The 22,473-nt window shown below is 36.2% G+C and carries 26 protein-coding genes; 6 read left to right on the forward strand and 20 right to left on the reverse strand.

The features are described from left to right. Positions 1 to 65: 65 nt before the first annotated feature. The 7 genes from lacB to BQ7474_RS09030 all read right to left on the reverse strand — a co-directional run bounded on the left by lacB (position 66) and on the right by BQ7474_RS09030 (position 7,288). Positions 66 to 596, reverse strand: coding sequence for a galactose-6-phosphate isomerase subunit LacB (gene lacB / locus BQ7474_RS09000; RefSeq protein WP_073998517.1), 531 nt, complete (start codon positions 594 to 596; stop codon positions 66 to 68). 11 nt (positions 597 to 607) lie between these two features. Then, positions 608 to 1,060: a galactose-6-phosphate isomerase subunit LacA gene (gene lacA, locus BQ7474_RS09005; protein WP_073998519.1), complete on the reverse strand. Its 453-nt coding sequence runs from the start codon at positions 1,058 to 1,060 to the stop codon at positions 608 to 610. A gap of 157 nt (positions 1,061 to 1,217) precedes the next feature. After that, positions 1,218 to 2,141, reverse strand: coding sequence for an N-acetylglucosamine kinase (locus tag BQ7474_RS09010; RefSeq protein ID WP_073998521.1), 924 nt, complete (start codon positions 2,139 to 2,141; stop codon positions 1,218 to 1,220). Between the two features lie 16 nt (positions 2,142 to 2,157). Further along, positions 2,158 to 3,480, reverse strand: coding sequence for an alpha-L-fucosidase (locus BQ7474_RS09015; RefSeq protein ID WP_073998523.1), 1,323 nt, complete (start codon positions 3,478 to 3,480; stop codon positions 2,158 to 2,160). A 71-nt stretch (positions 3,481 to 3,551) separates the two neighbouring features. Beyond that, positions 3,552 to 4,583, reverse strand: a complete 1,032-nt coding sequence (gene mglC, locus BQ7474_RS09020) for a galactose/methyl galactoside ABC transporter permease MglC (protein WP_073998524.1) — start codon at positions 4,581 to 4,583, stop codon at positions 3,552 to 3,554. 8 nt (positions 4,584 to 4,591) lie between these two features. Then, a complete protein-coding gene (locus BQ7474_RS09025) occupies positions 4,592 to 6,088 on the reverse strand; it encodes a sugar ABC transporter ATP-binding protein (protein WP_073998525.1) in 1,497 nt (498 codons plus the stop codon). Between the two features lie 63 nt (positions 6,089 to 6,151). Continuing rightward, a complete protein-coding gene (locus BQ7474_RS09030) occupies positions 6,152 to 7,288 on the reverse strand; it encodes a galactose ABC transporter substrate-binding protein (RefSeq protein ID WP_073998526.1) in 1,137 nt (378 codons plus the stop codon). A 189-nt stretch (positions 7,289 to 7,477) separates the two neighbouring features. Here BQ7474_RS09030 and BQ7474_RS09035 point away from each other — a divergent pair, with 189 nt between their 5' ends. From BQ7474_RS09035 to BQ7474_RS09045, 3 genes are read left to right on the forward strand one after another with little or no spacing between them, the layout of a single operon-like run. After that, a complete protein-coding gene (locus BQ7474_RS09035; RefSeq protein WP_073998527.1) occupies positions 7,478 to 7,957 on the forward strand; it encodes a dihydrofolate reductase in 480 nt (159 codons plus the stop codon). Next, complete coding sequence (locus BQ7474_RS09040; protein WP_073998528.1) at positions 7,957 to 8,442, forward strand: prolyl-tRNA synthetase associated domain-containing protein; 486 nt, start codon at positions 7,957 to 7,959, stop codon at positions 8,440 to 8,442. The genes BQ7474_RS09035 and BQ7474_RS09040 overlap by 1 nt, the downstream gene beginning before the upstream one ends. 10 nt (positions 8,443 to 8,452) lie before the next feature. Next, on the forward strand, positions 8,453 to 8,722 hold the full coding sequence (locus BQ7474_RS09045) for a hypothetical protein (RefSeq protein ID WP_073998529.1): 270 nt from the start codon (positions 8,453 to 8,455) through the stop codon (positions 8,720 to 8,722). 592 nt (positions 8,723 to 9,314) lie between these two features. Here the strand turns inward: BQ7474_RS09045 and BQ7474_RS09050 are convergent. From BQ7474_RS09050 to BQ7474_RS09090, 9 genes are all read right to left on the reverse strand, one after another. Continuing rightward, entirely contained in the window at positions 9,315 to 9,500 is a 186-nt protein-coding gene (locus BQ7474_RS09050) for a hypothetical protein (protein WP_073998530.1), read from the reverse strand. Between the two features lies 1 nt (position 9,501). Continuing rightward, complete coding sequence (sufU, locus tag BQ7474_RS09055) at positions 9,502 to 9,921, reverse strand: Fe-S cluster assembly sulfur transfer protein SufU (RefSeq protein ID WP_073998532.1); 420 nt, start codon at positions 9,919 to 9,921, stop codon at positions 9,502 to 9,504. A 1-nt stretch (position 9,922) separates the two neighbouring features. Further along, a complete protein-coding gene (locus tag BQ7474_RS09060) occupies positions 9,923 to 11,143 on the reverse strand; it encodes an aminotransferase class V-fold PLP-dependent enzyme (protein ID WP_073998533.1) in 1,221 nt (406 codons plus the stop codon). A gap of 1 nt (position 11,144) precedes the next feature. Further along, positions 11,145 to 12,185: a SufD family Fe-S cluster assembly protein gene (locus BQ7474_RS09065; RefSeq protein ID WP_073998534.1), complete on the reverse strand. Its 1,041-nt coding sequence runs from the start codon at positions 12,183 to 12,185 to the stop codon at positions 11,145 to 11,147. Next, a complete protein-coding gene (gene sufB / locus BQ7474_RS09070) occupies positions 12,185 to 13,597 on the reverse strand; it encodes a Fe-S cluster assembly protein SufB (protein ID WP_073998535.1) in 1,413 nt (470 codons plus the stop codon). Before sufB ends, BQ7474_RS09065 begins: the two co-directional genes overlap by 1 nt. Before the next feature lie 3 nt (positions 13,598 to 13,600). Continuing rightward, positions 13,601 to 14,332, reverse strand: coding sequence for a Fe-S cluster assembly ATPase SufC (gene sufC / locus BQ7474_RS09075; protein WP_073998536.1), 732 nt, complete (start codon positions 14,330 to 14,332; stop codon positions 13,601 to 13,603). Positions 14,333 to 14,471: 139 nt separating this feature from the next. Then, complete coding sequence (locus BQ7474_RS09080) at positions 14,472 to 14,741, reverse strand: HPr family phosphocarrier protein (protein WP_073998537.1); 270 nt, start codon at positions 14,739 to 14,741, stop codon at positions 14,472 to 14,474. 121 nt (positions 14,742 to 14,862) lie between these two features. Beyond that, positions 14,863 to 16,275 carry an aminoacyl-histidine dipeptidase gene (locus tag BQ7474_RS09085; protein WP_073998538.1) on the reverse strand — a complete coding sequence of 471 codons (1,413 nt, stop codon included), beginning with the start codon at positions 16,273 to 16,275 and terminating at the stop codon, positions 14,863 to 14,865. A gap of 33 nt (positions 16,276 to 16,308) precedes the next feature. Then, positions 16,309 to 17,232 carry a glycosyltransferase family 2 protein gene (locus tag BQ7474_RS09090; protein ID WP_073998540.1) on the reverse strand — a complete coding sequence of 308 codons (924 nt, stop codon included), beginning with the start codon at positions 17,230 to 17,232 and terminating at the stop codon, positions 16,309 to 16,311. 172 nt (positions 17,233 to 17,404) lie between these two features. On the opposite strand from BQ7474_RS09090, the gene BQ7474_RS09095 reads away from it, so the two are divergent. Next, entirely contained in the window at positions 17,405 to 18,268 is an 864-nt protein-coding gene (locus BQ7474_RS09095; protein WP_073998541.1) for a C39 family peptidase, read from the forward strand. A 30-nt stretch (positions 18,269 to 18,298) separates the two neighbouring features. Here BQ7474_RS09095 and hemZ read toward each other — a convergent pair whose 3' ends face one another. Further along, on the reverse strand, positions 18,299 to 19,603 hold the full coding sequence (gene hemZ / locus BQ7474_RS09100) for a coproporphyrinogen dehydrogenase HemZ (RefSeq protein WP_073998542.1): 1,305 nt from the start codon (positions 19,601 to 19,603) through the stop codon (positions 18,299 to 18,301). A 98-nt stretch (positions 19,604 to 19,701) separates the two neighbouring features. Here hemZ and BQ7474_RS09105 point away from each other — a divergent pair, with 98 nt between their 5' ends. After that, on the forward strand, positions 19,702 to 20,142 hold the full coding sequence (locus BQ7474_RS09105; RefSeq protein ID WP_073998543.1) for a LytTR family DNA-binding domain-containing protein: 441 nt from the start codon (positions 19,702 to 19,704) through the stop codon (positions 20,140 to 20,142). 8 nt (positions 20,143 to 20,150) lie between these two features. Continuing rightward, positions 20,151 to 20,654 (forward strand): hypothetical protein, encoded by a 504-nt coding sequence (locus BQ7474_RS09110; protein ID WP_073998545.1) that lies wholly within the window; start codon positions 20,151 to 20,153, stop codon positions 20,652 to 20,654. A gap of 134 nt (positions 20,655 to 20,788) precedes the next feature. On the opposite strand, the gene BQ7474_RS09115 is transcribed toward BQ7474_RS09110, so the two are convergent. Genes BQ7474_RS09115 through BQ7474_RS09125 form a run of 3 tightly spaced genes read right to left on the reverse strand, consistent with a single transcriptional unit; the run spans position 20,789 to position 22,441 of the window. Beyond that, positions 20,789 to 21,424: a CpXC domain-containing protein gene (locus BQ7474_RS09115; RefSeq protein ID WP_073998546.1), complete on the reverse strand. Its 636-nt coding sequence runs from the start codon at positions 21,422 to 21,424 to the stop codon at positions 20,789 to 20,791. A gap of 10 nt (positions 21,425 to 21,434) precedes the next feature. Then, positions 21,435 to 21,854 (reverse strand): PPC domain-containing DNA-binding protein, encoded by a 420-nt coding sequence (locus BQ7474_RS09120; protein ID WP_073998547.1) that lies wholly within the window; start codon positions 21,852 to 21,854, stop codon positions 21,435 to 21,437. A 41-nt stretch (positions 21,855 to 21,895) separates the two neighbouring features. Then, entirely contained in the window at positions 21,896 to 22,441 is a 546-nt protein-coding gene (locus BQ7474_RS09125; RefSeq protein WP_073998548.1) for an ECF transporter S component, read from the reverse strand. Between the last annotated feature and the right edge of the window lie 32 nt (positions 22,442 to 22,473).

Here is a 22,473-nt window from a genome sequence, read left to right on the forward strand (position 1 = left end):
GTCATCCTAAGAGTATATTGTTTTTTATATTTTTAAATAGCGCCAATATTTATTGACGCTATCTTTTAATCGTGGTATTCGCCTCTATCCCATTTTTCTATGAATTCGTCAAAGAATTCCTTGTTACAGAATTGAGTTTCTTTGTCTTCGCCTTGCTCTTCTTCTATGGCCATTAGCTTTTCGATTAGCTTTTTGTTTGTTTCTGTTTGTTTGTATTCAGCTGCTATAAATCTATCCACTATTTCGCAAGCTAAGTCTCTTCCTACTATCATGCCACCTATGCCTATGACATTGGCGTTTAGTTCTTCTTTGGCATAGACTGCTGTTGCGCAATCTCTTACTAGGGCACATCTTGTTCCAAAGGCCTTGTTTACTGCTGTTGTGATTCCTACGCCTGTACCGCAAAGTACTACTCCTAGGTCACATTCGCCGCTTGCTACTAATTCTCCAACTCTTTTGCCGAAAATTGGATAGTGGGTTCTAGTGTTATCGTATGTTCCTACATCTACCACCTCATGACCATTTGCTTTTAGGTGGTCTGATATTTGCATTTTTAAGTGTGTTACTATGTGGTCACATCCTAAGGCTATTTTCATATTTTCCCCTCCTATAGCATTTTGTTAAGCATGTCTATTCTGATTTGGTGGCGTCCACCATCATAGCCATGGCTTAAGAAATCTCTGATACATGATTTTGCAAGCTCTTCACCTACGATTCCTGATCCTAGGCATAATACTCTTGCTCCATTGTGGCGTTTGGTCATAAGTGAGCTTCTCTCGTCGCTTACTTCTGCGGCAATCATTCCCTTGTGTTTGGTTGCCGCCATATATGAGCCTGCACCGTATTTGTCGATTAGGATTCCTACTGATGCATCATCTGATCCGCTTGTTAGCATGCCATCTACTTCTAGGAGTTTTTGGCAAACAGCCTTGGCGCTGTCAACAAAATCAAAGCCTTCTTGGGTTAAATCTTCGATTTCATATCCAAGATTTTTTACTTCTTCGATTAAGCTTTCTTTTAGCATTAATCCATCTTTGTCTGAAGAAATATATACTTTCAAATTTTCCTCCCTTTTGTTTATAAATGTTTGTTTATTTTCTTATTTGTTTATATTGTATTAGCCTACCTTCCTAAAGTCAATCGATTTTGCTAAAGATATTAAAAAAACTAGCTGAGAAGGTATTAGCTTCTAAGCTAGTTAATTTTTTGATAAAATATTATTCAAATTTCAAGTTTCCAGCATAAATTTCTTTTGCCAAAATCACAGATCCGTCTACTGGACTTGTGTATGGTTTTACTATACTTACATTGGATTTAATCTTTGTCTTTATCTCTTCGTAGAGTGGATCGCCTATGTTTGTGACTCCTCCAGAAAATGATACGTCAACCACTCCATCAAAGTTTAGATTCTTTGTTATGGCGTCTATGACCATAGCAATTTCATCTGTTACTTGGTCTAGGATATCGAGGGCGTATGGATCATTTTCATTTAATGCTTGGTGGAGGATGCGAGCAAGTGCTGCTATCTCATCACGTCTCATATTGTCTGTGATATCAAATATTTCAAAGTCATCTTCCATGGATAGTTTTTCTTTTACCATGTCGTAGATTTTAGTTTTTTCTATTCTGCCATCGCTCATTTTTGTAAACAAGTTTAGTAATTTTAGGCCAATCCAATATCCGCTTGCTTCATCTCCTAGGAATGGTCCCCAGCCAGAGCATCTCATTGAGTTGCCTTCTTGGTCACGACCATATCCTATTGCTCCTGTACCTATTACTATGTTTATGCCAGGCTTAGCATCAAGTGATCCTGCCCAACCATTGACGCAATCATTTTCTACTGTGAACTTGTCGTTGCCAAGGACTCTTCTGATTCCCTCGTGGATGTACTCTTCTGTGTCTGGGTATTGGCCATAGCCTGGAGCTGCCACAAAGGTATAGTCAATCTCTGATGGATTGATGCCTGCTTGCTTACAAACGTCACCTATACCAAGTTCTATTATGTCAAAATATTCTTGTTTGCTTACTTGTTTTGGGTGGATGGTTATTTGTTTGTCTTCGAACTTTTCTCCATTTACATCTAGTAAAAAGGCTGTTTTTGTTCCACCACCATCTATACCTAAAAATATTCCTTCAGTCATAATTTTCCTTTCTATATCAATTATTATTTTTTAAGACTATCTTAATTACTGTGTCTGTATCATCAGGCAATTGGCATGTGCTGGAGCCTGGATATATTTGGGCAAAGGTCAGTTTGTCATATGCTTTTATTACCCAAGAATCTGAAACAGTCACTTCAGACCCATCGTAAAGGTAGGTCATATAATCTATTTCATCCTTATCTAGGCCAATTAGTGGCAAAGGTCCAATTGGCGCCTCAAAGATATGGGCATAGATCACATTATCTTTTTTGGTGTAATAGCCCCAGTCAGGTTTTGGCAAGTCTTTTGCCCTGCCACAGCCGTAAATCGATTCAGAGTTCTTGTCAAACCACCTGCCAAAGTCTTCCAAAGTTTCTAAGCTTTGTCTAGGCATATAGCCTCTTGCAGTTGGTCCAACATTTACAAGCATATTGCCATTTTTGCTGACACATTCTACAAGTTTTCTGATTAGTAGTTTGGATGATTTAAATTCTTTGTCATTGGCATTGTAGCCCCAATTGTTGTTCATAGTTAGGCAAAGTTCCCAAGGAACGTCCTCGCCATTGACGTTTTTGATGCCCTCATAAGGAAGTATTTGCTCAGGGCTTACAAAATCTCCAGAATATGGACTAGGATTTTTTGTCACTATAGAGCCAAAACCTTCACCAGAAGTTTCTAGCCTATTATCCATTATCACGTCTGGCTGATATTTTCTAACCATTTCCACAATTTCCTTAGCACCCCACTTGTCTCCGTACATATCTTCGTAGGAGAAGTCAAACCAGAGTATATCTAGCTTGCCATAGTTTGTGACTATCTCTTTGATTTGATTATGGAGAAATTTCTTATAGTTGTCCCAATCAATTTTCTCATCCTTGAATCTTTCGTCCTTGTAGTGGGGACTGTGGATGTCATTATATTTGGGAAAGTCCTTGTGGCTCCAGTCAATCAAGGAAAAGTATAGGCCGACCCCAAGACCTTCAGCTCTTACTGCCTCTACATATTCTTTTACTAGATCTCTACAAGCTTTTGTATTTGTAGCCTTGTAGTCTGTGTACCTGCTGTCAAAAAGACAAAATCCATCGTGGTGTTTGGCTGTAAGAACCATATATTTCATACCAGCCTTTTTGGCAGCCTTGGCCCAAGCCTTCGGATCATAGTCTATTGGATCAAATTGGTCCATATATTTTAGGTAATCATCTAATTCTATTTTTTCAAAACTTCTAACCCATTCTCCCCTGGCTGGGATGGCATAGATCCCCCAATGAATAAACATACCAAAACGGGCATCTCTAAACCATTGAGTTCTCTTGTTTATTTGTTCAAGTGAATTGGTCATATCTCCTCCTTTTAAGAATTTACCCTTATTTCCAAGAAAAAAGGCAGCCTGTGCACTGCCATTTTCTACTTTTATTTTTTCTTGATTCTCTTTCTTGTATCAAGTGCTACTGTTAGTATAATCAAAATTCCTTTGATGATGATTTGTACATAGGAGTTTAGGCCGATGTATAGCAAACCGTAGTTTATAACCTGAAGGATTATAGAGCCTAAGACTATACCAGGTATTGTTCCTATACCCCCGGAGAATGATACTCCACCTATTAGGCAGGCTTCGATGGCATCTAGGTCATAGCCCTCACCTGTAGTTGTTGTAACAGATCCTAGTCTAGGACCTTCCAAGAATCCTGATAAGCCATACATAATACCAGATATTATGAAGACTATCATGATTGTTTTTGTAACGTTGATACCAGAAACTTCTGCAGCTTCTGGGTTGCCACCTACAGCAAACATATTTTTACCTAAGACTGTCTTGTTCCAAATAAACCACATGATGATAGATGCTATTGCAGCATAGATTATCAAATATGGGAACATGAGGTCAGTTCCTGGAATCTTAAATCCACCTCTTACAAGGTTGGCATATTTTTCGTCAAAACCACCAATTGGTTGTGGTCCATAAGGGTTGGCTGCTATAAATAATTGCAAAATACCAAAGATTGCAAGTTGGACACCAAGGGATGCTATAAAGGCGTGTAGTTTAAGATAAGCTACACCAAAACCGTTTAGGGCACCACATATAGCGCCGATAACTATAGCTGCAAGCAAGCCAAAGATTATATTAGCCCCTTGGATATTTGGGAAAAACTTTTGTGGGAAGTCAGATGATTGTAGCAAGGCTCCTGCAATAGCTGCTGTGAAACCTACTATTCTACCAGCTGAAAGGTCAGTTCCCGCAAGGATTAATAGACCACCAGTACCAAGGGCTATAAATAACCTTGTAGCTGTCTGTGATAAGATATTTATTATATTTCTTGGATTTGTTATAAAGGTTGGGTCTACTATGATTATTCCAATAATCAAGGCCAGGATTATGATAATCAAGGCGTTGTTTAAAATAAATTCTTTAAAATCAAATTTTTTCTTTTCTGTAGTTTCCATTTTACCACCTATACATACATGGCTTGTAGGGCCATGATCTTCTCTTGATTCAAGTCTTTGTTGTTTTCTTCAATTCCTGCAACTTTTCCATTGCTCATTACCATGATTCTATTACAAATCATCTGCAATTCTGCCATCTCTGATGATATGAAGATTACTGATTTGCCAGTTGTTGCAAGATCTTGGATTAGCTTATAAATCTCATACTTTGCGCCGACATCTATACCACGTGTTGGCTCATCTAGTAAGAGTATATCAGGATCTGTCAAAAGCCAGCGACCAATGATTACTTTTTGTTGGTTACCACCAGATAAGTTCATGATTTTGGTATGTTGACTTGGAGTTTTTACACTCATTGAGTCTATAACTTTGGTAGTACTGTCCTTTAAGGCTTTTTCATTTACAAAGCCTTTTTTGGCATATTCGCGCAAGTTTGCAATAGTTGAGTTAAATCTTATGCTGGCATATGGGAAGATTCCTGTAGCCCTACGCTCTTCTGTAACTAGGGCAAAACCATTTTTGATAGCTTCTTCAGGATTTCTATTTTCTACCTTCTTGCCAGAAACATAGATTTCTCCAGATTCTTTTTGTCTAAGACCAAAAATAGTCTCAACAAGTTCAGTACGCCTAGATCCAACAAGGCCAGCTATACCCAAGACTTCACCTTTTTTTAGGTCAAATGATACATCAGTTACAGTTGGTTTGTATTTACCAGTAAGGTTTTTAACTTCTAATAAGACTTCATCTCTCTCGTATGATTCTGGGTTTAGGTCCTTGGCATCAAGCTTTCTTCCTACCATTAGCCTTATTATCTCGTCTTTGGTCAAATCACTCGCCTTATTTTCCGCTATGAATTGGCCATCACGCATGACTGTAACATAATCTGAAATCGCAAGGATTTCTTCCATCTTGTGGGATATGTAAATAATCCCTACACCCTCTGATCTCAATCTGTTAATAATTTCAAATAATTTTTCAACTTCAGATTCTGTCAGAGAACTTGTAGGCTCATCCAATACTAAAATCTTGGCATCGTAGGAAACAGCCTTGGCTATTTCTATCAATTGCCTTTCTGCAACTGAGTATTTGCCTATGATTTTCTTAGGATCAAAATCTAGGCCAAGCTTATCAAATAGTGCCTTGGTCTCATCGTTCATCTTTTTGCTATCAATAATACCACGCTTGTTTGGAAATCTTCCTAGCATAATATTTTCTGCTACAGAACGCATAGATACTTGGTTTAGCTCCTGGTGAACCATAGCAACACCAGAGTCTAGAGCATCTTTTGGGCCCTTGTAAGAAACTTTTTTTCCATCTATGTAAATATCCCCACTATCTGGAGTATAGATTCCAAACAAACATTTCATAAGGGTAGATTTGCCAGCTCCATTTTCGCCCATAAGGGCATGAACTGTGCCTTTCTGTAAGGTCAGTTGTGCATTATCTAAGGCCTTTACCCCGGGAAATGTTTTGTTTATTGATTTCATTTCTAATAAATTGGTCATAAACACCTCTATACAATATAAGGGGCTGGCGCTAATAAGCCACCGCCCCTTAATACCAGTTAACTATTTAGTATATTTTTGATATTTAATTCTGAAAGATTTGCCATCTTCACCTAGATCGTATCCTTCAGTATCTTTGAAGTTTCCACCATTAAATTTATTTTTAATAGTATCTACTAGAGCTTTTGCCATACCTTCAGCGTCTTGTTTAACAGTACCTGTCATTGTTCCTTTATCGATTTCTGCTACTGCTGGGTCTGTTGCATCAACACCTACTACTACGACGTTATCATCAGAAGAACCTGTGTTCATACCTACAGCTTGTAGAGCTGATATAGCACCTATAGCCATTCCATCGTTATTTGCTATAACTGCATCTATGTCGTCTTTGCTTGTTTGTAGCCATGTATCCATAGCTGTTTTTGCTTGGTTTGTATCCCATTTTGCATCCTGGAAAGCAACTTCGTTTACTTCAACGCCGTTTTCTTCAAGAGTTTTTACAGAGAATTCTGTACGAGCTTTAGCTTCTGGGTTATCAAGACCACCATTTAACATAACATAATCAAGTTTGCCATTGCCATTTCTGTCCATGTCGCCAGCATTCCACAATTCTGTAAGTATTTCACCTTGCATAACACCTGCTTCTGGAGCATTTGTTCCTACAAAGAAGAAATTGTCTAGGTCTTCATCTGTTAGAGACTCTGTCATATCTCTGTTAAAGAAGATTGTTGGTATACCTGCTGCTTTGATAGTTTCCATAGCTGTTGGTGCAGCAGAAATGTCTACTATGTTTAGCAAAATACCATCAACGCCTTGAGCTACTACGTTGTTGATTTGGTCAGTTTGTGTACCTTGGTTGTTTTGACCATCTTGGAAAACAAATTCTATAGAATCGTCAGCTTCATCAAGTTTTTCTAATTGTTGACGAACTGATGCGATGTATGTATCAGAACCATTGTAGAGTAAAACTGCGATTTTCTTAGTTTCGCCGTTTGTAGTTTCTTCTTTATTTTCTTCTTCTGCTGGCGATTCAGCTTCTTTTGAATCTTCTTTAGATTCTTCTGCTTTTTCTTCTGCTGGAGCTTCTGTAGCTGCCTTGTTATCTTCTGCTGGTGCTTGGTTTGAATTACCACCACAAGCAGTTAGACCTAATGATAAAGCCATAACTAAGGCAAAGTTTGCAAATTTTTTAATATTCATAAAACCCTCCTGTTGAATATTAATATAAGCACTAAAATATAGGATAGTACTTTATTTGAAGCATAAATAATGAAAACATTTGCTTCTTTAGTACATATGATATAACTTTATTAAATTATTGTCAATATAAAGATGATAAGCTTTAGCTAAAATGGTTTAATGTATGTATGTAAAACTTTGGAGGTAATCATGAAAATAATACTAGCCGTTGACCAAAATTGGGGAATCGGCAAAGATAACGAAATGCTTTTTCATCTAAAAAAAGACCTAAAGCATTTTAAGGACCTCACTATTGGAAATATTGTAGTAATGGGTAGAAGTACTTATGTGTCTATAGGAAAAGCTTTGGAAGGTAGAGAAAATCTGGTTTTGACTAGAAATAGCAATTACAAATTGGAGGACGCCTTGGTTTTTCATAATATCGATGAAATCTTAGCTTACGTGAAGGAAAAGAAAGAAGAAGTATTTGTGATAGGTGGTTCTCAGATAGTCGACCTGTTTTTGCCTTATTGTGATGAGGCTATCATAACTAAAATATTAGAACATAGACCGGCGGATACCTACCTTCACAATTTTGATTGTGATGATAATTTTGAAATCAAAAACGAATCCGAAATTTTTGAAGAAAATAAAATCAAATTCAAATATGTAATATATAGGAGGAAATAATGGACTTATATAAACTAGCAATGGATAAGATTAATGATCTTGGCATTGAATATGAGTTGGTAGAACATCCACCAGCACTGACAACAGAACAAGCAGATGAATTCATCGAGGGAATCGAGGGTGTTCGTACCAAGACCATGTTTTTGACCGATAGGAAGAAAAGAGAATTTTATTTGGTCATCATGGATGATGTAAAACGCATGGATATGGACTTGTTCAAAGAAATAGTAGGCAAAAAAGTAAAGATGGCATCAGAAAACTCTTTGATGGAAAAGATGGGACTGCCAGCAGGAGTTGTATCTCCATTCGGGCTTATAAACAACGAAGACCACGACATAACAGTTTACTTTGATAAGGAAATTATGGATGAAGAAAGAATGAGCTTTCATCCAAATACCAACGAAAAGACAATATTCATAAGCACTAAAGACTTATTAAGATACCTAGATGATATAGGGTATGAATATCATATAGAAGAATTATAAAGGAGAATACATGGAAAAAGTTAAAACAACAGAAATATTTGTAAGTGACAAATGTCCATTTTGCGCACCACTAATCGAAGATTATGAGAATAATCCAGAAAAATACGAGGGACAAGAACTAATAAACATCAATGAATCTATGGCAAACCTAAAAAGATTTTTAAAATACCGTGACGATTTGAAAGGTTATGAACAAGCTAAAGCAGAAGGCAAAGTAGGAGTTCCATCAAAGGTGCTTGACGGTGTCGAGGTAGTATTTATCAAACAAGAAGATATATAAATATTAAGAGGGCCGAGGTTCTCTTTTTTTGTTGTAATTACCCTTTCGAGATCCTTCGGCCTGCGGCCTCAAGGATGACAAGGGATTCAGTGCTTTACAAGTACAGGACAGCCCTTCTGCATTTCTAAAAAATCTCCTAAGTAATTTGTTTTTTGAAGAACCTTCATGCTGTATGCATATTGTAAATAAGGATAATTACGTCCCACGCCACGCTGTCATTCTGAGCTTTAGCGAAGAATCTCGTGAGGAATAGGCCTATGGGATCCTTCTTTCGCTTACGCTCAATCAGGATGACAGGCGGAGAAATGGGGATTCTTTTTTCTCTATTGGTAAATCAAAATTATAAGACAGGGATCGGGAATTATTCGGGTAGTAAACTTAGCTTAGTATAAGTGGAATAGAAATCCTTACACCGTTTCGGTTATTAGAACCCTGTCATTCTGAGCTTTAGCGAAGAATCTCGTGAGAGACGTATGCCTATGGGATCCTTCTTTCGCTTGCGCTCAATCAGGATGACAGGCGGTAAATTGCGGACTATTCGTGTATTTCGTCAATTATATTTTTATACAAAAAAACTGAAACCAGTACGGTCTCAGTTTTTTTCTTTTATATTCTTGTATTTTACATAAGCATTTGCCGTCATAAGTATTGATACTATCAGTATAAACCACCAGTAAGACCTTCCCTTGCTGTATTGGAGGTAGGTTAGCAAATACAACAAAAAAGCTGTAAATGCGCTTGTTAGAAACTCCAAATTTTCTAGGTTTTTCTTGTTCATCTTATATTATTTCGTCCAAGGTCTTCCATGATAGGAGGGCGCATTTTACCCTTTGCGGCATATTTTGGATGTTGATAAAGGCAACTGCATCGCCTAGTTTGTCTAGCTCTTCGTCAGATATTTCTTCTCTTTTTATCATGCGAATATAAATATCGGCGAGTTCTTTGGCTTCTTCTTTGCTTTTGCCAATGATTGTATCACACATAACACTAGTTGCTGCTTGGCTTATGGCACAGCCGTCTCCTGTAAAGGCCGCATCGACTATTTTATCTCCATCGTATTTTAGTTCCAAGACAATCTCATCTCCGCAGGATGGATTGTGGCCCGGTTCTTTGACATCGGCATCTGCTAGTTCGTGTTTGTTTGCTTGGTTTCTCGAATGATCTAGGATTATTTGAGAATAAATTTCTTCCATATTCATTTTATAAGCCCATCACCTTTCTTACATCTAAGAGTTCTTTGGCAAATATTTCTGCTTCTTCTTTTGTATTATAAAACGCAAAGCTTGCCCTTGCTGTTGAACTTACATTTAGGTACTTGTGAAGTGGCATAGCACAGTGGTGGCCACTTCTTACAGCGACACCCTTGCTATCAAGGACTGATGCAATGTCATGTGGGTGGATGTCATCAAAAGTAAAGGATAGGACAGCCCCTGTTTTGGCATTTGCTGGATAGAAGGTCTTGATATGAGGGTAATCTTTGATTAGCTCATAGGCGTATCTTGTAAGATCTGATTCGTATGAGTAAATCTCATCAAGGCCTATATTTTCCATGTATTTGATGGCTGCTGCAAGACCTACTACTCCACCTACATCTTGGGTGCCAGCTTCAAATTTGTATGGCAATTCTGCAAAGGTCACTTCTTGCTCATAGACATATTCTATCATATCTCCACCAGTTAAGAATGGATCCATATTCTCTAGCAAGTCTTTTTTCCCATAAAGGACACCAATTCCCATAGGTGCTAGTAGTTTATGGCCAGAGAAAACTAAAAAGTCACAGTTTAGGTCCGCCACATCTGTTTTTAAATGTGGGATTAACTGAGCACCGTCAACTATGGAAATGGCACCAGCATCGTGGGCCCAATCAACAATTTTTTTGACATCAATAATCTCACCTGTAACATTGGATGCTCCAGTGAAAGATACAATTTTTGTCTTTTCATTGATCTTATTTTTTAAATCATCATAGTCTAGGGAATGATCATCATTGAGGTAAGCATAGACTAATTTTGCTCCCGTTTTCCTTGCTACTATTTGCCATGGGACAAGGTTGGCATGGTGTTCTAATATGGTAATTAGAATCTCATCGCCTTCTTTTATATTTTCCATAGCATAGGAATAAGCCACTAAGTTTAGAGCTTCTGTAGCATTTCTAGTAAATATTACTTCTTCTCTGTGTTTTGCCCCTATGTATTTTTGTATATAGTCCCTACTTTCTTCATAAGCGGTTGTTGCCACATATGATAGGTAGTGGGCTCCCCTGTGAGGGTTGGCATTTTGATATTTGTAATAATTGTCGACAGCATCTATTACCTCTTTTGGTTTTTGACTAGTTGCTGCTGTGTCAAGGTAGATGACTTCCTTACCTACATTTTTGCTATCTAGGTAAGGAAAGTCAGCTCTAATTTTTTCTATATCCATCTTAATTCCTTGTGTTCATTTGACGAACTTCTTCTTTGAGTTCTTCTCTTAAACTTTCGTCTTCGATTTTATCAAGGGTTTTTGCAAAAGTTGCTTCTAGCATCATTGATTCTGCTTGTTTCTTGTCAAAACCACGACTCATAATGTAAAATAACATATCTTTGTTTAGTCTACCAACGCTTGCTGCGTGGTTTCCCGCTACTTCTTTTTCTGCACAAAGTAGGATTGGAGCTGTTTTGTTCTTGACATCATCTGAGAACATCATTGAGTAATCACCAATCTTACCATCAGCACTCACGCAACCTGGTCTTAGATCAACTACACCCTTCCAGTTCTTGTGGGCTCTGTCTTTCAAAGCACCGTTGAACATAGCATCAGAATCTGTTTCATTGCCCAAGTGTTCGTTTGTAGCAAGGATGTCTAGGAATTCGTCTCCTTCTTTGAAATAAACTCCATCTTCTATGACCATCGCCCTGTCGCCTTCTAGGATGTTTTTGATGTTTACTAGTGAATGGCTTGCTCCTATTTCAATGTATGAAATATCAAGCATAGCTTCTTCATCTAAGAGTGTTGCGACTGATTGTATGTTGGTAGATTCTGTTGGCAAGTTGGTTACTATTACTAATTTTACCTTGGCTCTTTTTTCTAGATTTACTCTGATTAGTGAGTTTAGGTAAAGCTTAGCGCCATCGCCATTTACATTTACCAAAAATGATGAAACAGAATCTTCTGCCGCGTTGATATCTATATTTGAAACTAGGATATTATTTTCTGCATTAAGTTTTAGATCAATAGCTTCAAAGTCACTTTTTCCCTTGATGTCTCTATATATGCTAAAGTTTCTAAAGTTTTTGTTCTCGTTTAAAACTTCTTCTGAAACTCCATAATTTTTACCAGCAAAGGCTTGGTTCAAAGATATGATTTCATCCTTATCACTTTCTTTGAAATATGGCTTCTTATCTGGTGTTTCTAGGCCCTCTTCTATGAAGTTTAGCCCTGTTGAGTTCCAGGTGTACATTCTCATTTCATTTAATTTGCTCATCAGCCATTTGCTCCTTCTAGTTCCATATCAATTAAACGGTTCATTTCAACTGCATACTCTAGTGGAAGCTCTCTACTTACTGGCTCTGCAAATCCACGAACTATCATTGATTTAGTCTCATCCTCTGGGATTCCTCGGCTCATTAGATAAAAGATTTGTGATTGGTCAAGGGAACCAATTTTGGCCTCGTGACCACAGTCCACATCGTCATTTCTAATATCAAGAACTGGGATTGTATCTGATTGAGCATTCTCACTTAGCATCAAGTTTTCACAGTCTACTGTAGAACGGCTTCCAGCTGAGTTTCTCTTCATTTGTACAAGAGATCTAGTCATTGATTTACCGCTTCCTGCTGTAATTGATTTTGTAAGAGCTGTTGAATATGTGTTAGGGGCAAGGTGGATCATAGAGCAACCATTGTCTATATATTGGCCATCAGATGCAAATGTGATTCCTGTGTATTCTGCACTTGCGTATTCTCCTGCAAGCACTGATGTTGGATAAAGCATAGAAACTTTTGATCCAAATGATCCAGATACCCAAATTACCTTGCCACCTTCGTCAACTATGGCACGTTTGGTGTTTAGGTTGTACATATTTCTTGACCAGTTTTCTATAGTTGAAAATCTTACTTCGGCGTTTTTTCCAACAAAAATTTCTACAGATCCTGCATGAAGGTTAACGACGTTATACTTAGGTGCTGAGCATCCTTCAATAAAGTGTACCTTTGCATTATCCTCTGCAATTATCATTGTATGTTCAAATTGGCCAGCTCCTGGAGCATTTAGCCTATAGTATGATTGGAGAGGGATATCTACCTTTACTCCTTCTGGAACATAAATTAGACTGCCACCACTCCATACAGCACCATGTAGGGCCGCATACTTGTGAAGTGTTGGTGGGATAGCTCTTTGGAAGTACTCTTTTACTAAATCTTCATGTTCCTTAAGGGCTGTTGCAAAGTCCATAAAGATAACCCCTTGGTCTTCAAGGTGTTTTTGGATAGAAAAATACACTTCCTCAGAGTCGTATTGGGCACCAACACCAGCTAGAGACTCTTGCTCAGCCTTTGGAATACCAAGTCTATCAAAGGTCGCCTTGATTTCTTCTGGCAAGGCATCCCAAGTTGACTTTTTGTCTGTTTTTGGCTTAACATAGGCAGTAATATCAGCCACATTAAGTTCTGATAGGTCTGGTCCCCAAGTTGGATTTTCCATTTGTTCAAATAATTCTAAGGATTTTAGTCGTCTAATCCTCATCCAGTCAGGTTCACCTTTTTCGCGGGAAATCTCGTTTACAATATCCGCATTGATGCCCTTTTCGGTTATTTTCTCATAAGTAAACTCGTCGATAAAATCGTAAAATCCACGATCGAGAGTTTTTAATTTTTCTTCTATATTGTTACTTGGCATAGTCTACACCCATTCATATCCACGTTTTTCAATCTCATCCATTAGTGATGCATCACCTTCGTGGGCAATCTTACCATCTTTGATGACATGAACGTAGTCAGCATCTATACTTTCTAAAAGTTCTCTGTGGTGGGTGATGATGATAACTGCATTGTCTTCGCTTAGGAAGTCTTTTATACCTGCTGATACAATTCTTACAGCATCCACATCAAGACCAGAGTCTGTTTCATCAAGCATAGCTAGTTTTGGATTTAACATTTTTAGTTGGAGGATCTCGCTTTTCTTGCGTTCACCACCAGAAAAACCAACATTTACATATCTACTTGCATAGTCTTCAGAAAGATTTAAGTTTTCCATTTCCTTGGCAAGTTTTTTGCTAAATGATAACATTTGCGGTTTCGTACCTGTGATTTGTTCTTCAGATATTCTCAAGAAATCATTTAGTTTTACCCCAGGAATCTCATCTGGGTGTTGGAAAGACATAAAGATACCGCGGCGAGCACGTTTGTCTACAGATTCTTCTGTGATATCTTCGCCTTCAAAATAAATCTTACCTTCTGTCACCTCGTAAACAGGATTTGCCATAATTGTATTCATAAGTGTTGACTTACCAGAACCATTTTGGCCCATTACAACATGAACTTCTCCTGCATTTACTCTTAGATCTATACCTTTTAAAATCTCTGTATCCTCAACTGATACATGAAGATTTTCTACTTTTAATAATTCAGACATATTTACCTCTTTTATTTCTAAAATAAATTCGTATAAAGTATACTACTTTACTAGGAATTATCAAACATTGTTCTTTACTCATTTTACCTCTTTTTTTCCAATAAAAAAACGAGCTTTTGCCCGTTAATTATTTCAAATTTTAATTATTTTGATTTATTTTATTATCTATAACATCAACTAAAGCTTTTACGGCATCTTCTTCATCATCACCACTTGCTTTAATGGTGAGCTCGTCGCCGTTAGAAGCACTCATGCTAAGAACTGACATGATAGACTTTGCATTGTAACTTCTACCATTCTTCTCTACAGTAATATCGCACGGAAATTTTACAGCAGCTCTGATGAAAATCGATGCAGGTCTGGCATGCAAGCCAATCTCATTAGTTAGTGTGACTTTTTGCTCGTACATAGCAGCTCCTTTCCTGATCTTCTTATAGAACTATAGTACAATATTTTTTTATAAAATGCAAACATTTTCCACGTTACCACTATAAAGAAAAAACTCACCATATTTCAGGCGAGTCTATAAGTTATATTCTTTTTAGTAATTCAACTAAGAATTTGTAGTTGTTTTCAACTGATTTGATGTGGACTTTTTCTGCTGGAGAGTGAGCTCCGTGGATTTCTGGTCCAAATGAAATCATTTCTACATCTTTTAGTGTTCCCTTTAGCAAACCACATTCTAGTCCGCCGTGGGTTGTGGCAATTATCATATCATCACCGTGTAGGTCTTTCCAAATATCATTTGAAAGATCTATTAGTGGAGTATCTTCTCTTTGCCAACCTGGATATTCGCTCTTAATTTCAGCAGATCCACCATAATTTTCTACTATCTTCATAACTTGGTCTGCTATAGAATGTTTGGCAGAATCAAATTGAGATCTTACCATGCAAGAAAGTCTTATTTCCTTGTCATCTTCTTCTAGGATTCCAATGTTTGATGAAGTTATAGTTTCACCCTCATGTCTCTTTACTAGACCATTTGGTAGGGTAAATAGGCAGTCGATAAATCTTTTTGATAAATCTTTGGTGAGAACTTCCCCATCAAAACTTGCTTCTTCCACTGCGATTGTACCCTTTGGATCTGTATCTTTAGATTCGTTTAGGATGTCATCTTTTCTTTGATTTATAATATCAATCGCTTCTGTCTTATCAGCAACAGAAACTATTGCATAGGCATTTGAAGCTATAGCATTTCTCTTTACTCCACCAGCAAGCTCAGCAATTTGAAGTCCATCTATGTCAAGAAGTAGACGAGATAAGGCTTTGATTGCATTTAGGCGGGCCTTGTGGATTTCCATACCTGAATGGCCACCTTCAAATCCTTGTAGGCTTACTTTTATGAAATCACCATTAGCTTTTTCGTATTCTTTGTCAAAGGAAATTGGCAGGTCAAGACCACCAGCACAGCCAATTGTGATATATCCCTCTTCTTCGGAGTCAATGTTTAAAAGATATTTGGCCTTAATATCTGATGTGTCGAGAGCTTGAGCACCAAGCATAGAAGTTTCTTCTTCTGTTGTGATGATCGCTTCAAGACCTGGATGATCGAGATTTTCATCATCTAGGATAGCTAGGATATAGGCAACTCCCATACCATCGTCAGCTCCTAGAGTTGTACCATCAGCTCTTACCCAATCACCATCAATTAATAATTTGATAGGGTCTGTGTCAAAATTGTGCTTAGAATCATCATCTTTTACACAAACCATATCCATGTGAGCTTGAAGGGCCACAATTGGCTTATCTTCAAAACCTTTTGATGCTTCTTTTCTAATAACTACATTATTTGCCTCATCTTGGCGCACATCTAAATTTCTTTCCTTGGCAAAATTTACCAAATAATTTGAAATAGCTTCTTCATCACCTGAACATCTAGGAATCTCACTTATTTCACTGAAAAATTTCCATACTTCTTTAGGGTTTAATTCTTTAATTTCCATTTACTTCTCCTTTTTTTACTTGGTCCTAGATAACTAATACCCAATTTTATTCCTTAGTTTATTAATTGTTAAGAAAAGTTTGATTGACCTTAGGCCAAAAGCATTTGTCCTGTTGTCAATAATGGCCCTGTTTTTCTCATAAATATCTCTAATTTCTTTCTTGTCATAGCCGAGGTCAAGACCTATAAGCAATTTACTTACAATATTTGCCACAAGTTTGTGATTTACAGCAGCCTTTTCTCTTGGACTTAAATTTAGCTTTTGATCATTTATTAGCCTATTAGAAAAATCTATGTCGGATTTAATTTTATCCAAAGAAAAGCTCGACAAGGTCGGTCTAGTCGAATCAATCCTATAGTAGGTCAAATATTCTGGGACTATTTCAATTTTTCTTGAATATTTTATGACACGTGTCATAAACTCTATATCTTCACCATAGGAAGAAGATTCATCAAAACGGATATTATTATCAAAAATCACTTCTCTTTTTATTAGAAAACTGCTAATATGAAGTTTATTTTTGCTGATTAGGTAATTTACCAGAAAATCTTTTTTGCTAAAGGCACTTTTCATAGGCCTAGTTTCTTGTCCAATCAACTTATAATATCCACATGTGCAAGTATCAGCATTTGTAGATTTAATTCGCCCATACATTTTTTGCAAAAAATCTTTATGATAAAGATCATCCGCATCCAAAAAACATATATAAGGGCTGGTAGATTTTTCTATAGCAAAATTTCTAGAGGAAGACACTCCAGCATTTTCTTTTTTATAATATGAAATGTTGTCATATTTTCTCATTAACGTAGAAATTACCAATTCCGTCCCGTCAATAGAGCCATCATCAACAATTATAATATTAATATCGGCAAAATTATTATCTTCTATCGATTTTATAGTTTGACCTATAAAATCCTCCCCATTGTAAACAGGAATTACAATATCTATCTTGGCCATAGCCTTACCCCTTATGAATTTTATATTTATTATTTTATATTCAAGATAAGTTTTGTCAATTTAAGATTAATTGATTTTATTTCTAACTAATATTCAAATAAATAAAAATCTTTTTACAATTATTAAATATATGATATAATATGTTTTAACATAAGCAATACAGGGGTTAATAATGAGAAAACGAGGAAAAAAGAAACTTAGTTTTTTTAGAACTTTAATTATCTTAGTTTTTATAGTTGTAATTTATAATTTTCTAAGAACTAGATACAATGAAACTAAATACTACGTCGATTCTCCCTTAGATTCCATTGGCAATATTTTTAGCCAAGTTTTTACAAGCGGTGATTACAAGACTGATAACAAGAGAACTTTAAAAAGAAATTTACAAAAAGAAGCTGATGGAGGAAATTACAAAGCGAGATGGATAGTAGATAATTTTGATTACTTGAATGATAGCTTGATATATCTAGCAGGCAATGATTCTGATGCCATTGACTTTGTCTATAATTATTCAAATGAGATTACAGATTTTGAGTATTATCCAGGAGAATCTGTAGATCTTGAAAGAAGTACCCCATATTTTCTCCAATGGGACAACAGGTGGGCCTATGACTACCTAGGAGATTCCGTAATTGGTCTTGCTGGCTGTGGCCCAACATCTATGGCCATGGTTCTAGCAAGATTAGAGGGAGATACTTCCATAGATCCAGCAAAAATCGCCATTGATGCCCAAAATTATATGACTGACGAAGGTATAGGATGGAAGTTTTTTAATGACGAAGCAAATATGTATGGATACACTACTTATGATATTGCCAATGATGAAAGTTCGATGATAGAGGCCTTGGAAAATGGTCCACTTATAGTTTCTGTAAACAAGGGAATATTTACTCTCTTTGGCCATATTCTTGTGATTGATTCCTATCAGGACGGCAAATTTGTCATAAACGATCCCAATAGTATGAAAAAAAGTGAAAAATCTTGGTCTTACGATGAAATCAAAGATCAAATAGCCCATATTTGGCTGGTTAATTGATTTTTTAAACAAAACACTAGAAAGCTACAGTCAGCTCTTTCTAGTGTTTTTATAATTCCTTTTAATTAAATTTTTTTCTTCAACAATCCTATCAATATTCTCCATATAATCCCTCAAGTTTCTGGGATTTCTGTATTTTTTTCCATCCATTAGCTTGGAATTGGCATTCATGCCAAGTCCTATAATATTCTCTAGCTCTTCATTAATTGCTATATTGTAGTGTTGGGCTGTATTATTTTTTTGGTATCCCACGTTTTCAAGATTAGAGATGATATTTTTTTGGCGGTATAGATAGTAGGGCTTGTAAGAATTATTTTCTGTGAATTTTTTTATGGCATCACTTATGATCAGAGCATCTTTAATAGATCCCATTTTATTATTTTCCCTGTATTTGCTGCCAACCTTGCTGGCTAGAGCATGGAAGGTAATATTATCTGGCTGGAGCTTTTCTAGGATTTCAAAATTTTTGGCAAAAGTTTCTGCATTCTCACCTACAAGACCAATAATAAAGTCCATATTTATTACAAAGCCTAATTCCCTAGCTACTTTATATATCTTAAGAAAGTGATTAAAGTCATAGGCCCTGCAAACTGATTTTATGACTCTTTCATTAAAGGTTTGTGGATTTAATGATATACCTGTTACACCATAATTGCTAAGTAATTTAAGTTTTTTATCATCAAGGGTATCTTCCCTGCCAGCTTCAAAAATATATTCAAAAGAGAAAAAATGTTCATTTATCTTATCTAAAAGTCTTTCAAGATCATAGTGGGACAAATCTGAGGGAGTCCCTCCCCCTACATAAATTGAAACCAAGTCACCTGTCTTATCAATATTATCAATTTCATAGCAAAGAGCATCTATATAGGCAGACCTATCATGATTCGGCCCAATTAGGGTTGGATAGGAGCAGTATGAACACCTGGATGGGCAAAATGGAATATTTATATAAAGATTATAGTTATTTTCGTCAAAAGATAATTTATCTTGCTCATTTTTTACATCTATAAGCAGATCCAGCTTCTCATCTGATATGAAGTATTTTTCTTTTAATTCATCTGCCTTATATTTTTGTAAGAGTTTAGAAGGCTTAGATCCTGTTAGCATCCCCCATGGCGACTCATATCCTCTTTCTTTTACTAGCATGTTATACAAGGTAGATTTGAGCTGGTAGTTATCTTCGTAATGATAAGACCTATCCTTAAAAACAATCTCGTCATCGAAAATATCGATATCTCCTTCTTCTACGAATTCTATATCACTATGGTCATAGAAAATATTTAGGATATCATATACAATTTTTCTCTTATTTTTATCAAGCAAGTTAATTTTCATGGAAATATTGTACCACTTATCGGCAAAAACCTACCAGTTGTCCTTAAATCATTGACGGATTTTTTATCTATTATAAAATAAAAGCAAGGAGATAGTAGATGAGAGTTGAGATAGTAGTTGATGAAAATTTAAAAGAAAAGGAAGTTATAATCAAAACTCCAAAAATAGACCAGGAAAGCCTTGATATCAAAGAAAAAATCTCGGCTAATGAAATAGAGGTCCTATCGGGCATCTATGACGATAAGCTTGAAATCATAGACCTTGATGACATCATAAGAATCTATGCCAATGACAAGAAAGTATTCACAGTAACTGAAAAAAAGACTTACCTTATGAAGCTTCCCCTTTATAAAATCGAAGACTACTTAAGTGGGAAAAATTTTGTAAGAATATCAAATTCTGAGATTATAAATTTGGATAAGACCAAAAATTTTGATTTTAAGTACCTTGGTACCATAAGCTGTGAAATGGACAATGGGGATATCTGCTTTGTATCTCGCAGGGCTATGAAAAAAGTAAGAGAAATACTTGGAGTCTAGGAGGATATATGTACGATTACGAAAAAGCTCTAGAAGATAAGAAATTTAAATTAAAAGACTATATACTTTTCCCATTTGCTGGACTTGGATTTATATTTTTCCTATCAATTATCTTTCATGATAAAGCTAGCCAAGAATATTCATTCATAACATCAGCTTTTATGGCAGGCAAAAGTCTAAAAGAAGCATATCTACTGCAAGCAAGCATAATATTAGGAACTTTCTTAATTGTTGGTTTATTATATACACATGTAATACTAAGGCTAGAAAAAAACGAAAAAATCCCCCTTGCCCTGGTAGATTTAATATTTCTTATATGCTGTGTTCTTCCTATCCACATAATGGTCTATGCCTTAGGAATAGAGCAAATACTAAGTTCTGACACAAAAAGGAAAGCTATAACGATAATACTAACAATGGTAATTTTAAGAATTAGAGAAATATATAGGCAAGTAAAGATAAACAAAAAAGTTAATCAAAGGCTCAAAAAGGGACCGTTGCAAAATAGATAAATCGTTCCTATATCATTCGAGCACTCTCCCAGAAAGTTTGGCCTCCCTAAGCCGGCGGGCTAATCCTCAAACTTTCTGGGAGTGCACTCCAATGATGGAACGTTAGATATCTATCAATTTGCAACAGCCTCTTCTTATTTTTTCAAAAATTCATAGGCCCAAGCCTTGTCAATCTTTTCTGCCTTGGACTCATCAAATAGGCCTTTGTATTGGTCAACTATTCTGTCATATACAGGTCTTACAAAGCCTAGGGTGTACTCCTGGCCACTTGTAGTCCTTAGCAAAAATGTATCTTGATCTATTAGCCTAAATGACTCTAGATCATCGTGGTTAAATTCTAATTCATCGCTTTCCAATAGCATATATTTTAGAATTTCTACTGCCTTATCAGACAAGTAATTTTCAAAAATTACGATTTTCTCGCGAACTTCTTCTATGTCGGTTGTCATCCTTGTTAAGTATTTTTCCTGCTCATCCTTGTGAAACTTATCAAGCATAGCAAGACTTGATACAAAGGCAAGTCTGTTTTTTACATCGGTAAATTTAGGATCATTTACTATCATAAACTTAGTATCTTCGTCTGTGTAAACAAATCTATAGTTTAAGATAAATTCGTGCCTGCAATTAGGACAAGTTATTTTCCCAAATTCATTTGTAAGTATGGCCTTTCTATCATCTGTTGTTGCAAATGCTGCTGTATTTAGGTCTTTCTCAAAAGAATATCCACATGACGGGCATGTTATTCCAAAAGTCTTTTCTCTAGTTTGCATATTATCCACCTTAAAACTCTATGGTATTAATCTTTAGTTCAGGGTCGTGCTTTTTGACAAGTTCACCATCTAGGATATCTACAAATAGCTCCACTGTCAAAGAACATGTGCCTTCTCCTAGGTGGCCACCGATTATAGAAAAGTCTTCTCTACCACAAGTAATGTGAGCATGAACCATTGGTTCTCCCTCAAATCTTGTGACATTGCCAACTAGGCTTGTGATTTCCATATCTTCACTAAAAGTTTCCCAGTCATACTGACTGTCTCCTGGGTGAAGCAGACCAAGTTTTATCTCATTTGCTGCTCCAATTCCTGCAAAATGACAAGCTTTTATATCTTCTTCTCTTGCCATTTTCTCGATTGATTCTATAATCTTGTCACCTTTTTTTAGTCTAAGTACAATTTTATTTCCAAATTTTTTATAATCCATAATCCACCTCTTAATGGATTTTTACCCAATCTTAAAGCTTATTATTCAAACTTTATGGCTTTTAATAGTGGTATTGTAAGAATTGAGGCAAATATTACAGAAATGACACCATTGGTAAATGAAACCCCAGCTTTTTGTACAATTTCAACCATACTAGCTTGGCGAGTCAATCCTAGGATGTAAACATTCTTTATATAAGATTTGCCAAGATATAGGATAATATATGTAAGTTGACCAAGTATAGATGCTAATACTATGCGAGATTTTTTAATCTCAACTTCCTTACCCTTTTTATAGAAAAACCAACCTGCTACAGCAGCCAATAAAAATTTATTTAAAAATGTTGTCGGTGCTGATGTAAAATAAACTGGATCAAACAAATCAAAAATCGCTGAACCAAGCCCTGCGGCAAGCCCTCCAAACCCTGGTCCTAGGATAAGGCCTGATAAAAGGCAAAATACATTACCCAAGTGAAATCGAGTGTTGCCAAAAGGTGTTACAAATGGAATTTGCAAGTAATTTGATACAAAAACCAAGGCTGTAAACAGTCCTATGTAAGCAAGTTTTTTTGTAGTTAAATTTTTCATAATATCCTCCTCCCTAGCTAATAGTATACCAT

The sequence above is a fragment of the Anaerococcus urinomassiliensis genome (assembly GCF_900128425.1).
In the GTDB taxonomy this organism is placed as follows: domain Bacteria; phylum Bacillota; class Clostridia; order Tissierellales; family Peptoniphilaceae; genus Anaerococcus; species Anaerococcus urinomassiliensis.

Coding starts and splice junctions, on each gene's coding strand:
- BQ7474_RS09045 (WP_073998529.1), top strand. CDS start 8,453: ATGGAAAAAGTTAAAACAACAGAAATATTTGTAAGTGACAAATGTCCA.
- BQ7474_RS09060 (WP_073998533.1), bottom strand. CDS start 11,143: ATGGATATAGAAAAAATTAGAGCTGACTTTCCTTACCTAGATAGCAAA.
- lacB (WP_073998517.1), bottom strand. CDS start 596: ATGAAAATAGCCTTAGGATGTGACCACATAGTAACACACTTAAAAATG.
- sufU (WP_073998532.1), bottom strand. CDS start 9,921: ATGAATATGGAAGAAATTTATTCTCAAATAATCCTAGATCATTCGAGA.
- BQ7474_RS09120 (WP_073998547.1), bottom strand. CDS start 21,854: ATGGATTATAAAAAATTTGGAAATAAAATTGTACTTAGACTAAAAAAA.
- BQ7474_RS09025 (WP_073998525.1), bottom strand. CDS start 6,088: ATGACCAATTTATTAGAAATGAAATCAATAAACAAAACATTTCCCGGG.
- BQ7474_RS09125 (WP_073998548.1), bottom strand. CDS start 22,441: ATGAAAAATTTAACTACAAAAAAACTTGCTTACATAGGACTGTTTACA.
- BQ7474_RS09040 (WP_073998528.1), top strand. CDS start 7,957: ATGGACTTATATAAACTAGCAATGGATAAGATTAATGATCTTGGCATT.
- BQ7474_RS09010 (WP_073998521.1), bottom strand. CDS start 2,141: ATGACTGAAGGAATATTTTTAGGTATAGATGGTGGTGGAACAAAAACA.
- BQ7474_RS09110 (WP_073998545.1), top strand. CDS start 20,151: ATGTACGATTACGAAAAAGCTCTAGAAGATAAGAAATTTAAATTAAAA.
- BQ7474_RS09030 (WP_073998526.1), bottom strand. CDS start 7,288: ATGAATATTAAAAAATTTGCAAACTTTGCCTTAGTTATGGCTTTATCA.
- BQ7474_RS09105 (WP_073998543.1), top strand. CDS start 19,702: ATGAGAGTTGAGATAGTAGTTGATGAAAATTTAAAAGAAAAGGAAGTT.
- sufB (WP_073998535.1), bottom strand. CDS start 13,597: ATGCCAAGTAACAATATAGAAGAAAAATTAAAAACTCTCGATCGTGGA.
- BQ7474_RS09050 (WP_073998530.1), bottom strand. CDS start 9,500: ATGAACAAGAAAAACCTAGAAAATTTGGAGTTTCTAACAAGCGCATTT.
- BQ7474_RS09085 (WP_073998538.1), bottom strand. CDS start 16,275: ATGGAAATTAAAGAATTAAACCCTAAAGAAGTATGGAAATTTTTCAGT.
- sufC (WP_073998536.1), bottom strand. CDS start 14,332: ATGTCTGAATTATTAAAAGTAGAAAATCTTCATGTATCAGTTGAGGAT.
- BQ7474_RS09035 (WP_073998527.1), top strand. CDS start 7,478: ATGAAAATAATACTAGCCGTTGACCAAAATTGGGGAATCGGCAAAGAT.
- hemZ (WP_073998542.1), bottom strand. CDS start 19,603: ATGAAAATTAACTTGCTTGATAAAAATAAGAGAAAAATTGTATATGAT.
- BQ7474_RS09115 (WP_073998546.1), bottom strand. CDS start 21,424: ATGCAAACTAGAGAAAAGACTTTTGGAATAACATGCCCGTCATGTGGA.
- mglC (WP_073998524.1), bottom strand. CDS start 4,583: ATGGAAACTACAGAAAAGAAAAAATTTGATTTTAAAGAATTTATTTTA.
- BQ7474_RS09065 (WP_073998534.1), bottom strand. CDS start 12,185: ATGAGCAAATTAAATGAAATGAGAATGTACACCTGGAACTCAACAGGG.
- BQ7474_RS09015 (WP_073998523.1), bottom strand. CDS start 3,480: ATGACCAATTCACTTGAACAAATAAACAAGAGAACTCAATGGTTTAGA.
- BQ7474_RS09095 (WP_073998541.1), top strand. CDS start 17,405: ATGAGAAAACGAGGAAAAAAGAAACTTAGTTTTTTTAGAACTTTAATT.
- BQ7474_RS09080 (WP_073998537.1), bottom strand. CDS start 14,741: ATGTACGAGCAAAAAGTCACACTAACTAATGAGATTGGCTTGCATGCC.
- BQ7474_RS09090 (WP_073998540.1), bottom strand. CDS start 17,232: ATGGCCAAGATAGATATTGTAATTCCTGTTTACAATGGGGAGGATTTT.